The organism is Aquirufa sp. TARAVU-A1A (genome assembly GCF_054558675.1).
The window spans coordinates 232,793-245,649 of sequence record NZ_JBPXKP010000001.1; the positions used below are offsets into that span (position 1 = coordinate 232,793).

Below are 12,857 nucleotides of genomic sequence, written 5' to 3' on the forward strand. Positions count from 1 at the left end.
GAAATTAAAACAAAACACGCAAGCAGCCAAAAAATCGCGTATTATTCTTTATTTTTACAGCATTGTGCCCATTCACTCGTCTCTATGTACCTAAAATCTTTACAGGTCAAACAGTTTAAATCCTACGAGGAGGCGCAATTTGAATTTATTCCGAACATCAATTGCATCGTGGGCGAGAACGGAATCGGTAAAACGAACCTCTTGGACGCGATCCATTTTCTTTCTCTGACCAAAAGTGCCCGAGGTGTCGCGGATCCCTTATGTATCCGACACGGCGATTCCTTTTTCATGGTTCAGGGGAGTTTCATCTTTCAAAAGGATGAACATGTTCCCGAAACGGAAACGCAAATCACCTGTGCTGTGCAAAAGGGCCAGAAAAAAGCCTTATTACGGGACCAAAAACCCTACACACGCCTCGCAGACCACATTGGGAACTTCCCCATCGTATTGATGGATCCTCACGATACGGACTTGGTGCGCGACAGCAGCGATACGCGCAGACGCTTCTTCGATGGCGTGATGGCGCAATTAGACCGCGGTTTTTTAGAGAACTTGATGCGCTACAATCGCATTGTCCAGCAGCGCAACAGTCTTTTGAAAATGTTTGCCGAAACGGGAACACATGACGCATTAATGCTTGCCAGCTACCATGAACCGCTGGTTATGTTGGGCGAATCCATCAATGCTGCCCGGATTGAGTTTTTGAAGGACTTTTTACCTCGTTTTCAGGCGCATTATGCTGCCCTATCGGATGATCGGGAGCAGGTCATGATTCGTTTGGAGTCAACGTTTGTGGCGGGTCAATTAGACGAGACCTTGAAACAGGCAGAACGGCAGGATTTTGCTGCCCAACGAACGACGATCGGTATTCATCGGGATGATTTTGATTTTGAGATTAATGGATATCCCTTGAAAAAATACGGTTCCCAGGGCCAAACCAAAAGCTTTGTTGTGGCATTAAAACTGGCACAGTTTGATGCGTTAACCGCAGTCAAACCTCGGAAGCCGCTCCTGTTGTTAGATGATATTTTTGATAAATTAGACGACCGACGGATTCAACGATTGATTGAAATGATGGCAGAAGATCATTTTGGTCAGGTGTTTATCACAGATGCCCGTCCCGAACGAACCAAGAATTTACTGAAGGATCTTAGCACGAAGATTCAATACCTTGCGCTATCGTAAGCGTAAACGCCTCCACAGAATTTTGTCGAACAAGTTCAGCCTGCTTAACAGCGTTCGCATGCAACGCACCTTGTAAGGCCTGGGCAAATTCAACCGCGTTAGCAGGATCAATGCTTCTGCCTAATTCATAGGCATCAATCGTGGCACCGATGGTTCCATGACAAGTTCCAATAACCGGCTTGCCAACTAAAGCGGCACGAATCAACACCGAACTCATACCTAAGTGGCCTTGATAAGTAACTAAGACAACATCAGCCACCTCGAAACACAACTCGACGGTTGGGTAATGCAAATAATCATACAATTTAACCACTTGCAAGTCGGGCAACTCTTCCAGCAATTGATCAATTTTCGCCGCATAATCCGACTCAATAGGCCCCGCCAGCAACAAACACATGGCGCGCAAATCTGAGCTAGAAAGCTGTTTGCAAGCAGACAAGAACGCTTCAATTCCTTTACGCTGATCCAACTGACCAAAATTCAAATAGACTTTTTTATCGGATGGAATACCATGACCTAAACGAAAATCTGCAATTTGTGTGGCACTTACAGGCAACTGAATAACGGGGTCAGCTAAAGCTAAGGCACGGTTACAATTCGCTAAGGTATTAATCACGGGCACAGCCGCATGAACCAAGGAAAAAACCGTTGAAATTTGGCCTGATGCCAACATTGATTGCCAGATTTTATGCTTCACGAAATCAAAGGCCCCTTGAATTTGTTGGGGTGGTCGAAAGCTAATTCCAGCTACGGGAATTGCCGCCTTCTTCCCTAAAATCGCTCCCAAAGGAAAATAATCCATGTACATCAACACAGCCTGAGACGCATCCATTTCTTTAGCAATGGCCAACATCAAGTTCCATTCGCGGAGTGAGCGCAAAAAGATATTGCCCTTAACGATAAGCTGTTCTAGAATCGGATAAAATTGAATGTTTTCGCCCCAAACTAATTGCTCGGCTGCTTGGCGTTTGGCAAATGCTGCTTGAAAAGATGCACCTGTGGCAACGATGACATCTACCTCTGGCCGACTGCTATAATAGCCGATCAGGTGAATGAGGTATTCAGGATGATGCCCATCCAGAATCGTGTCAAAAAGAAGCAAACGCTGTTTCACAAAACAAAAATAGGCTAAATAAATGAAAAGGTCGGCAAATTGCTTTGCCGACCCTCTCAAGAATAAACACAAAGTTTACAAGTTATATTTGTACTTGTAGCGATTGTATAATTGCGTATGCTTGTTGTTCAAATCCACGGCACGCCCTTGAATGAACGCATGCGTTACAACACTCGATTTCATGTCTAACAAATCCCCTTGGCAAATCACGATGTTCGCATCTTTTCCATTCTCTAAACTTCCTGTGCGATCTGCGATGCCTAGGATTTTGGCTGGATTAAGGGTGATTGCCGACAAAGCTTCTTCACGCGTTAAGCCATAAGCAGCCATCGTTCCTGCCATGAAAGGTAGATTACGAATTTGTGTATAGCCATCGCCTGAGTCTTGGCAGATGGTAAACAATACACCTGCTTTTTGCAACTGAGCACCTGTTTTGTAGGGCTGGTCCACTGCATCATCTTCCGCAGCAGGCAAGGCATGCGGCTCATGCAAGATAACTGCCACTTGATTAGCCGCTAAAATATCAGCAATCATCCAGCTATCAGCACCTCCAGCAATAACCAATTTAAAGTTAAATTCTTTGGCAAAATCAATCGCAGTAAGCATTTCCTTCACCAAATCACAATGCACATAAAGTGATTTTGAACGATCAAAAAGACCTTTTGTGGCTTCGAATTTCAAGTTGATCGATGCATGTGATTTCTCATTCAAATACGCCTTTGCCTCACGGAAAAATACACGAGCCGTTTCAATTCGCTCCAATCCCGCTTTCACGGCATCCGAATCGCCACCCCGACGACCGCCTCCGCCATTTGGACGATTGATCAACGCAGGAAAAGTCATGTGAACGCCATTATCTAAAGCATACGCCGCATCTTCCCAGTTCCAGGCATCCAATTGAACGACCGTCGAAGAACCCGAAATCAGGCCTCCTTGTGGAACGATTTGGGCTAACAAAACCCCATTCGTACGCAGCGTGTTAATCACTTTACTATCCGTATTGTAGGCAACAATCGAACGAATATTTGGATTCATTTCACCTAATTCGTCGAAGTCAACAGTCGATTTCGTGGAGCTTACTTCCACCAAACCTAAATTGGTATTCGGTGCAATAACACCTGGATAGATATGTTTTCCTGTCGCATCGATGTGCTCCACATCTGCAGATATAGCCGGAGCTGAGGACAAAATCGTCAACTTCCCTTTATCGATGGAAACGGTTCCATTGGAAATCACTTGGCCATTGCCGATGTGCAAGGTTGCCCCGGTAATTACGATTTTTTTCGTTTGTGCCGGGGAAGGATGCATGGTTTCTTGAGCCATCAATGATAGGCCCAAAAAGCAAAATATAGGTATTAATAGCTTTTTCATGTTCTTATTCATTAATATGGTCTTCATCAATAAAACGACTTGCGATACGCTCCCAAAGGCTCTTATCATGGTTGTGATCTTCTTCACACATGTTTTGCTTTTTCACAGATGGAGCAGATGGACGCGTAGGCGCTCCACCTTTTTTCGATGCAATCATCTTTTGAATCAAACGTTGCTTCTCAACTTTCAACGCCTCTTGCAATTTGGCATCTTCTGCACGATCGAATACAACGGTACCATCAACAATTGTCTTTTCAGACTTAGCATAGATACTTAACGGATGATCTGACCAAATAACTAAATCGGCATCTTTTCCAGCTGCGATGCTACCCACGCGATCCGCGACGTGCAACATTTTGGCAGGATTCAAGGTCACCATTTTCAAAGCATCTTCTTCCGACATGCCTGCATATTTGATTGATTTAGCTGCTTCTTGGTTCAAACGACGCGCCATTTCCGCATCATCCGAATTGATCGCAACATTCACACCCACCGCCTGCATGATCGCCGCATTTTGTGGAATGGCATCCAATACTTCCATTTTATAATTCCACCAATCCGCGAATGTAGAGGCATTCGCCCCGTGCGCTTTCATTTTATCAGCTACTTTGTAACCTTCCAAAATGTGCGTCAACGTATTCACCGTAAAACCGAATTTATCAGCCACTTTCAAGATGGCATTGATTTCACTTTGGACGTATGAGTGACAAGTAATGAAACGTTTCTTGTTCAAGATTTCCAACAATGCTTCCAACTCCAAGTCGATGCGCTTGCCCGGTCCTAATTTTTCATAATCACGTGCACGGGTAAATGCATCTGTCAACACTTGCTCAACCCCCATACGTGTATCCGGGAAACGTGGATTGGATGTGTTCCAAGAACGCTTCACGTTTTCACCCAAAGCGAACTTGATGAATGGATCCCAGTTGGCAAATTTCAATGCCTCCGCGTTTTGACCCCAACGGAACTTCAACAATTGGGTTTGTCCACCAATTACGTTACAGCTTCCGTGAAGAATATGACTTGCAGTAACACCACCGCTTAACTGGCGGTAGATATCCACATCATCGGGATCGATAACATCGGCAATACGAGCCTCCGCCGTAACAGATTGTGTACATTCATTGATTCCCCCGGTAGCACCCACGTGCGAATGCTCATCGATGATACCCGCCGTCACGTGTTTACCCGTTCCATCAACGATACGTGCAGTTGGGTCTTTCAAGCCTTTGCCTACTTGGACAATTTTGCCAGCTTTTACGAGTACGTCGGCATCTTTCAACACCCCTTGTTTTTCGTTCGTCCAAACCGTAGCGTGTTGAATCAACAAGTTCTCTTGCTTAGCAATCGTCTTTTGACCAAAACCATTGAAAGGGAAAACTACGTCACCTATAGCTTCAGGTTTATTCGTTTTTACTTGAACAGAATCTGATTTCGCAGCTTCAGAACGAACCGCTTTCCAAGAGATCCAATTGCCTGATGCTAATTGGCCTGTACCTGAAATGCTAGATCCATCAAATGATCCCGTCAAACGAACACGTTGTGATTTATCCGCTTTGCTTGCATAGCCAAGATTCACTAATTGCTCTTTTTGAGTCAAATCAACTTGCGTTGTATCGCTAGCCATTAGAGATGCTTTGTAAGAACCTGGTTCTCCTTGAATAACTAATTTAGCCGCATTGGCTCCTAAGGTTACCTGATATGTGCCAGCTAAATTCGTCCATAAATCGGACTGAACGGCATAGCCACTTCCTTGCACCCAGTTTTCGATGATGGCTGATTTCTCAGCAAAAACCGGCCCGTTTGCAATAAAGAAATTGGCTACTTTGCCTGGGTCTAGACTACCCACTAAATCCGAAACACCCAATAATTGTGCCGGTGTTGTCGTCAATGCCTCAAGAGCTTTTTGCTCTGACAAACCATATTGAATGGCTTTTCGGAGGTTAGGCAAGAATGAACTTGTTTCTTTTAGGCCATTCGCTGTCAAAGCAAACGTAATATTTGCCTTCTCAAAAGCCGCTGGATTTGTAGGCGCTAATTCCCAATGTTTTAATTCCGCCACGTTCACAAAACGCATGTCGGTCGGGTCATCCACATCAATCGTCTGAGGAAAAGCTAGTGGCAAAATGAAGGAGGCTTTGGTCGCTTTCATTTCATCGATTCGTTGGTATTCATCCCCAGAACCTTTGATAATGTATTGCACACCAAACTCGTCACCGATTTTATCGGCACGTAAAACATTCCATTTTTCGGTCACCGCAAAAATCTGTGGAAGGCCAGCGTTTTGATTGAAACGTTCTAAGCTTAAGTTCAAACCTTCTTGTGCTGGCTTTGATTTATACCATTGCGCATCCAAGAAATTTTGGCGAAGCAATGCAACGCTACCCATCAAAGAACCTGGATAATCTTGTGTAGAAGAACCTTTTTCAAAAGAGAAATGGGCGGCCGTTTTTTCCTTTAGAATGACCATGTTTTCGCGGTCTTTCGCTAAAGAAACCAAGGCACTTGTTCCGCGGGAAATTCCATCGGGTTGCAAGGTAGAAACCGCACCGAAACCCAATTTGCGAAGGTCTTTCGCTTTGGATTCGTTCACGGCGAAATGTTTCGCATGTTCTACTTCTGATTTTAATGCTTGATTCCAAGAGAATGGCCCTTTGGTATTACTCAGCATTTGTGAAGGAGCGCGGTAGCTATAATTGCTAGCTGTCACAGCTTCCATGCCATAATCGCTAAAAGCATCGACGAAACTTGGGTAGATAAATTTACCCTTACATTCGATGACAACGGCATCTTTCGGGATGGCAACCGATGTTCCAACCGCCTCAATGCGTCCTTGTTTAACAATCAGGGTAGCATTTTGCAAGGTTGTTTTGGCATCTTTTACGACAGTCGCATGAACGAAGGCATAATACCCTGCGCGTGGATTGGCGACATCGTTGATAGGAAAAGTTACTTGGGCTTGAAGTCCATGCACGAGGAAAGCGAGTAGGACCCCGAGACTCCGATAGGAGAATATTTTCATAGGTATGCTTTATTGATGAACAAACAAGTTACCAAAAAAAATCTTTCTGCCTATCCCTACTTCCGATTTACTGCTTTTTTACCATAATAATTTGCGACGCATTTACACCAAAGGTGTTTAGGATCCTGTGAAAGGTCCTCCGTAAAGAATAATGCGGAATGATTTTTTAACGGAGCAACCTCCACGCTATCCGATTTTGATAAGCGTATTTGCTCAAATCTTGCCCGGTATTCCTGTGTATAGGCCTCCGCAGAACCTGAGCTAATTTCATGACTGAGTAAGCTGAAGTTTTTGCTTTTATAAATCCCCAGACCGATGAATACCAAAACTAAAACGGAAATTCTGTTCAGATGTAATCCGCCCCATACCGACTTAAGTTGCAAGACAATAAAGCAGGTAAACATCAGCATAAAGAGTAAAAATAAACTGATGATTCGTTCGGGAATGTGCACCTCTCCAAGGGCAAATGACAAAGGGATAAAGCTGACGATAATAGAGAAAAAGAATAAAGCGGTTACGAGAAACATATCCACGATGGACATCCGGGCATAGCTTTTGGGGAGTTCGAGGACAAACAGCACCCAAAGAAAACATGCCCACATGAAGGGAGATGAAAAGAACTGTTTGATTAATTCTTTGACATTGGATAGTAAAATATGAATTCCATCGTCCAGGTTTACATTGGTGACGGCACGTACTTGATTTCCAGGAGCCAGCATGACAAGTAAAAACCCGACAAGCCAAATCGCAAAAAACAAATATAGTTCGGATTCAATCGGGCCCTTAAAGCGCCATTTCCAAAGTTGATATCCCCAAAATACGCCCGAAAAAAGCAGCATACTAATTTCGCTGCTTCCCATTAGGCAAAACAACATAATGGACAATATCCACGTGCGGAGCCGACTTTCCTTTTCGAAAAAGTAGACGACAAAAAACAGCAGAACCAGTTGGAGCGATGCATAATAATAGATCCCCGAGAACCAGTAAAACCACTGATACATACCCGAAATGGAATATAGTGCTGCGGCTTGAAACAGAAAGACACTGGACCACAATCGAGTAGACCGAAAAGGCAAATCGGTTACTCGGCGCACCAGGTAGAGGTTTGTCACAAAACCAAAGGAAAGGAGTAAATAGGTATTGAGGCCAGAAAAAGTAAAGCTTGAGCTAAAAAACAAGGGTGTCAAGTGCATGAGGATATTACCAAAATAGCGACCACTCCAGCCCATGTAATAATAATAAGCGCCTGGTAAAACGCCATATTCTTTGGATACCCAAGCAAAACAGAAATCGTCCACGAGGTTAGGTGTATTGAATTGCGCGATGTACAACATCATCCCTACCATGACAAACCAGCAGCTAAAACAAGCTACTAGCATGACTAGACCAATCATTCGACTCACTTTGCTGTTTCCCATTTAATTAAAATATCACGCGTTTTTTGCGCAAGTAAACGCTGAAAAATAAATAAACGATGTAAAAGAAACGGTTTCGAGCTCGCAAATATTCCGCTTTTAACGGTCGCTTCCGAGCGGGTGCTGGTGTACAAGTCACTTCAAACTCTTGAAATCCCAGACCCGTTTCCAAGAGTTTCCCCGAATGATCCAGCGAATAATTCATGTAACGCGCATCGAAATGCAATGACTTCAAAATAGCGGTGTTGACTAATTTAAAGGCACATGAAAAATCCTTTAAGCTCGACCCATAAATTGAATTACACAATCGGTTAGAAGCTTTTTGGCCAAAACGATTCATCCAATTATCAAATTTTCGGGTACGAAAGGTAAAGGCAATGGGAGTTTCCGTCCGCCACAAGGCAGGCAACATGGTATCCAAATTTTCGATGGGAAATTGCCCGTCAGAATCCGTAATAAGCGTCCATGAATGTTTTGCTTGCGCGATAGCCCGAGCGAATGAAAAGCCGGGACCTTCGTTCTTTTCGTTACGCAAAATTGTAACCTGTGAATTCCCTACAAAAGCATCCCGCAATTGCTCGTATTGGTCCAAGGCACTAAAGTCATCGCAAACAATCACCTCAATGGCATCGATCTCAGGATGATTTTCCCCATAGGCAAGCCATTGATTGACCAAGGAAATAATCCCCGGACATTCATTAAATGCCGCCGTAACAATACTAATTGAGTTCTTCATCAATTGCTTGAATCATCGATTTAATTCCTTCTTCCAACGAAATTTGTGGAGTCCAATCCAACATTTCCGTAATCTTTTTCACATCCGCTAGGGTTGTGTTCGCGTCGCCAGCACGAGAGGCGGTATGATTTTTTTCCAAGGGGAAAAAGGCCGCCAATTCATTGACAGCGTAGTTAATGCCAGATCCCACATTAAAGATCTCCCCTACATGCGCGCTTTCCATCGCTTTGATATTCGCTTGTACTACGTCTGAAACATGAATAAAATCACGGCGTTGATCTCCACTTCCGTGAATTTCTAGGCTTTGTTTGTTTCGGTATTTATCCAGGAAAATACCCACGACAAGCGCATAAGCCCCGGTCGTCGGTTGGCCTGGACCATACACATTAAAATAGCGCAGAATATTCGCCTCCAAACCAAAGTTCCGAACGTATTGCTGGACATACAATTCACCAATATGCTTCGTTAAGCCATAAAAATTCAAAAAATCCCCGTGATCGTTTTCGTTTTGAACTCCTGGGTGATTCCCATAAAACGTCGAGGAGCCTGAATAAACCATGCGTTTCACTCCTTGTTTCCGTGCAGCCGCTAAAACATTCAATGTCCCTAACACATTGCTATCGTGGCATTCAAAGGGCATATCGAATGAAGGGCCACTTCGAGAGAAGGCTGCCATATGAAAGATCCCATCGACACCTTCAGCTGCTTTTTCACACGTGGAAAGATCTTGAATAGACCCTTCGATAAGTTGTACCTCTGGACGCAATTTAGTCGCATCACCAAATGACATGTCGTCTAAGACACGGACTTGATGTCCGGCTCCTACTAGGGTATTCGATAAGTGTGTTCCAATAAATCCGGCACCCCCGGTCACTAAATATAGCATACTATTGAATTATATGTTCGCGTTGTTCTACGTACAATTTTGCCTGCGCTAGTTCTTCTGGTGTATTGATTCCCAGTGATTTATAGAAAGGCTGATCGAGGCGCCAAAACACCTTAAATTGCGGGTGCAAGGTACCAATATATTTAACAAAATTCTTTTCCCCTGTCACTTTTCCTGTTGGGGCATGTTCCGCATAATGTGCCCAAGTAGCTTGTAAAAGGCTTTTATTTAAACCAAAAATCCCCATGTCTTTAAAACCATGTGCATCAACAGCTTCCCCTTCGCGGCTTTCTAATACCTGTACATCTTGCCCAGCAAAACGATATTGAACATAGGGCTTATCTACCCAAACCAGCGGTACCGTAGCGTCATGTAGGGTTAAATCTTTCCACATAGCATCATGCAGCATTTGGTCACAAAATGGTTGGTCTCCCCACTGCAAAATTAGTCGGACGTCCTCAGGCATAGCTAAGACATGCGAGACTAATTGGTTCACCGCATCAAACATGCCTGTGGCTTCGGACTGAATTAATAACTCGATATTCGAAGGTGCATACGCAGCTACATGCTTGTCAAAATAGGTTTTTCCTTCGGGACTTAATAGCAACAGCACAAGATCAAACTCTGCATTCAAGGATTCCAAGATGAAATCAAAAACAGTCTTTGAACCCGAAACTGGGGTAAATATTTTGGGAACCTGGCTATTTAAACGACTTCCTTTCCCCGCAGCAGGTATGGCTAATATCTGTTTCATCGAGTTTGTATTAGTTCCGTTAAAAAGGTGTTGATCGAGGGGTAATATACGTCTGAAATGCTTTCAATCGCGGGATTGTGCACACCGACGGCGCGAACCTGCGCAGCTTTTAAACTTTGAATGCCTTGGATAGAATCTTCGATGCCTTGCACCTCTCCTTGAATATCATACGTGCGGATGCCATGTAAGAAGGGTTCTGGGTCTGGTTTAGAAGCACCATAATCTTCGGCCGTTACGATTCCTTGAAACAAGTCTCGCACTTGGTGTAAATCTACCAACGCATCGATGGATTTTCGGCTACCACCAGTTACGATATAAAGTTTGAAATCCTTTTGAACTAATTGCGCGAGAAGATTAAAATCAACGAGCGTTTTTACTTGATCCAAATTCGCCTGGTAGCTTGCTGATTTATATTGAGCAAGCTTGTGTGTATCTTGAAAAACTGATTGATAGCGCGCAAAAACTTCCATCGTTTTTATGCCTTTGAGGGATTCATAGGGCGGACATTCGCCCAAATTAAATTCCTGAAATGTCTTTAAATAAGCGGCCTCGTGACCTGCCTCTGTATCAAACAAGGTACCATCGAAATCGAACAATAGGCTACACATAAAGACGAACTAAATTCTTTAAAACGGTACCTACTTTTGCGAACAGATTAAACTCCTTAAAGGTTCGATAGCCGATCGGCAAGGAGGCGAGTTTAACCATCGGAATGCGATTAACTTCCTTTAAAAAATGGGAGATATTCCGATAGGTAATGGCGTATTTTCCTTTGACTAAATAAATTCCACTTAATGGATCCGGCTTAATTCTACCAAAACGCAAAAAGTACACAAAACTCACAAAATAAGAGGTAACCAAAGCCACCACGAAATTGCGATTGGATTCAACAAAATTGTGCTTGAGTGATCGAATTAATTGTCTTCTCGATTCAAAACGAGAACCTATAACTCCGTCAAGTTGGGTCATTTGAACGATATCAATCCAAGAATCAATCTCAAACAAAGCAATTTTGCCGGAGGCATCAATATGCAATTGATAGGCTGCATCTCGCGTCGCATCCCCTAGGACAAAGCGAATTTTACGAGATGTATCAGCATTTAAGCGTTCGATTTCCGGTAAATAATGCTTATCCACTAAACCCAAGGAATTTCCATAGAAATGCACGCCAATGTTGACAACACCATCTTGCATGTCGATGGCCCGACAAATCCAATTCCAGAGTTTTTGGCCATCATGTTTCAAGTTTGCATCCGCAATTCGCTGAACAATGATTGAGGGCGCACTATTTTTAGGCTTGATTAAACTTTCACGGTCAACAAGAATTGCATCAAAGAAATCGGTCTTGGCTGGATCAATTTCCTGAAGGATTTGGCCCATGAATTGCTCAAAACTAATATTGCGAATATCGCTATCGTATTGATTATTAACAATGGCAACCTTCTTACCAGGAGCGGCCAAGATTTCTTTTTGACAGATACGGTAGGACGGTAGCAAGGAAGAAAACTGCGTACCCGAGCCGAAAATGATTACATCGGCTTCTTTCAATGCAAGTTCTGCCTCTTTCGAGATCGAAGGGACTTTGGCAAGCGCTTCAATGTCAGCAATCGTATACGTTTTCGTATCATCAAGACTTAATAAAGCAGACAAAGGAAGCAAATAAAATGCTTTTAATGGCTTGTCTCCTTGGTAGTTGACAATATCCGCCTCATTTTTCAGCAAATTCCCCTCCGCGTCAAATGCGACTAATTTGGAATCGTCTTCTGTAGAAACATTGATTAACCGAGCGGTCAGTTGGAACTGATTTGTCAAGTTACGCAAGGCCAGATTAAAGTCTTTTGTCTCCACAAAAAGTCCACCCATGACGATATTTCCAACACTAAACCCGAGTAACTCCGCATATTGCTGCGTGAAATCGAGCAGTTGTTTGGCGCCAAGAATGAAATATTGTTTAATGAAGGCATCAGCCCGTTCGTCTAGTTTGAACTGATTGCCAACTAATTTATCGATGAGATTAGCGGGCGAATTAAGTAATTCGTGTGTTTGTTCCTCGGAAAGGCGATGTTCAAACAAGCGTTTGACGTTGCGATTGGATTCCGTGAAATCATCAATGATGTAGGTAAAGTTCTTTCTAAAATCAGATGGCCCTAACATGCCTTGATTGGCACTTCGAATAATTCCGGTGGACAGACCGTCGTCATAGCCGTTGATTAGAAGACTTAAATTTACGTAAGGAATATCTTTTAAATGCTTGATGATATTAGCATTCCCATTCCCGCCCGTAAAGATTACTACATTCATGCGTTGACTTAAAGATATTAAAGTCAAAGTTAATGCTTTAAACGGATTTGCTGATTTGTCAGGCTAAAAAAAT

10 protein-coding genes are annotated in these 12,857 nt (G+C 43.3%); 1 reads left to right on the forward strand and 9 read right to left on the reverse strand.

Going from position 1 to position 12,857, the window contains the following annotated elements:
* Nucleotides 1-84: 84 nt before the first annotated feature.
* Nucleotides 85-1,185 (forward strand): DNA replication/repair protein RecF, encoded by a 1,101-nt coding sequence (gene recF, locus V7S75_RS01130; RefSeq protein ID WP_459510855.1) that lies wholly within the window; start codon nucleotides 85-87, stop codon nucleotides 1,183-1,185.
* On the opposite strand, the gene V7S75_RS01135 is transcribed toward recF, so the two are convergent.
* The 9 genes from V7S75_RS01135 to V7S75_RS01175 form a co-directional block, all read right to left on the reverse strand.
* A complete protein-coding gene (locus V7S75_RS01135) occupies nucleotides 1,151-2,299 on the reverse strand; it encodes a glycosyltransferase (protein WP_459510856.1) in 1,149 nt (382 codons plus the stop codon). The genes recF and V7S75_RS01135 overlap by 35 nt on opposite strands.
* 75 nt (nucleotides 2,300-2,374) lie before the next feature.
* Nucleotides 2,375-3,670, reverse strand: coding sequence for an amidohydrolase family protein (locus V7S75_RS01140; protein WP_459510857.1), 1,296 nt, complete (start codon nucleotides 3,668-3,670; stop codon nucleotides 2,375-2,377).
* 4 nt (nucleotides 3,671-3,674) lie between these two features.
* Nucleotides 3,675-6,692 carry an amidohydrolase family protein gene (locus V7S75_RS01145; protein WP_459510858.1) on the reverse strand — a complete coding sequence of 1,006 codons (3,018 nt, stop codon included), beginning with the start codon at nucleotides 6,690-6,692 and terminating at the stop codon, nucleotides 3,675-3,677.
* A 56-nt stretch (nucleotides 6,693-6,748) separates the two neighbouring features.
* Nucleotides 6,749-8,110, reverse strand: coding sequence for a DUF6056 family protein (locus tag V7S75_RS01150; protein WP_459510859.1), 1,362 nt, complete (start codon nucleotides 8,108-8,110; stop codon nucleotides 6,749-6,751).
* 4 nt (nucleotides 8,111-8,114) lie between these two features.
* A complete protein-coding gene (locus V7S75_RS01155; RefSeq protein WP_459510860.1) occupies nucleotides 8,115-8,843 on the reverse strand; it encodes a glycosyltransferase family 2 protein in 729 nt (242 codons plus the stop codon).
* Nucleotides 8,827-9,729: an NAD-dependent epimerase/dehydratase family protein gene (locus V7S75_RS01160; protein ID WP_459510861.1), complete on the reverse strand. Its 903-nt coding sequence runs from the start codon at nucleotides 9,727-9,729 to the stop codon at nucleotides 8,827-8,829. The genes V7S75_RS01155 and V7S75_RS01160 overlap by 17 nt, the downstream gene beginning before the upstream one ends.
* Before the next feature lies 1 nt (nucleotide 9,730).
* Nucleotides 9,731-10,483, reverse strand: coding sequence for an NTP transferase domain-containing protein (locus V7S75_RS01165; RefSeq protein ID WP_459510862.1), 753 nt, complete (start codon nucleotides 10,481-10,483; stop codon nucleotides 9,731-9,733).
* Nucleotides 10,480-11,091, reverse strand: a complete 612-nt coding sequence (locus V7S75_RS01170) for an HAD family hydrolase (protein ID WP_459510863.1) — start codon at nucleotides 11,089-11,091, stop codon at nucleotides 10,480-10,482. Before V7S75_RS01170 ends, V7S75_RS01165 begins: the two co-directional genes overlap by 4 nt.
* A complete protein-coding gene (locus V7S75_RS01175; protein WP_459510864.1) occupies nucleotides 11,084-12,784 on the reverse strand; it encodes a 2-phospho-L-lactate transferase CofD family protein in 1,701 nt (566 codons plus the stop codon). Before V7S75_RS01175 ends, V7S75_RS01170 begins: the two co-directional genes overlap by 8 nt.
* Nucleotides 12,785-12,857 lie beyond the last annotated feature (73 nt).